The organism is Vibrio sp. 2132-1, assembly GCF_033344315.1.
Genome location: NZ_JAWPON010000622.1, coordinates 1 through 577, shown reverse-complemented (window position 1 = coordinate 577; position 577 = coordinate 1). Strand labels below are relative to the sequence as shown.

Genomic DNA, 577 nt, shown 5'->3' with positions numbered 1-577 from the left:
CGACTTCTCGACAAAAATCAGGCCACCAAATACTGCGCCTGCTTGATACGCTTTTGCCGCATCATCTGGGTGAGTCAGACCGCAAACCTTATTTTCACCTAGCGTTACTTTACGAACCGCAAGTTCTAAGTTGTCTTCCGCCATCAGCGAGCTGCCAATCAAAAAGCCGTCTGCATATTCTGCTAAGTCACGAACTTGTTGATGAGTGTAAATGCCAGACTCTGAAATAACCGTTGCGTTTGGTGCAAGCTTACGAATGGTTGGCGCAAGCGCTTTAGTGCGGTTTAAATCCGTTGTTAAGTCGCGCAAGTTGCGGTTGTTTATACCGATAACTTTAGCGCCAAGCTGAACTGCGCGGTGAAGCTCTTCTTCGTTGCTGACTTCCGTTAAAATGCCCATGTTTAGGCTGTGCGCAGCTTCTTCTAACGCTTTGTACTCTTCGTCATTCAGCACCGAAAGCATGAGCAATACCGCATCCGCGCCATAATGACGAGCAAGGTAAACTTGGTAGGTATCGACCATGAAGTCCTTACACAACACTGGTTGTTTCACTTGTCGGCGAACTTGAGGTAGAAAA

Annotated in this window: 1 pseudogene; it reads right to left on the bottom strand. The window is 47.3% G+C overall.

What is annotated here, in order from left to right:
• Positions 1 to 577, bottom strand: a pseudogene (locus R8N47_RS27025) (bifunctional indole-3-glycerol phosphate synthase/phosphoribosylanthranilate isomerase); the annotation flags it as partial.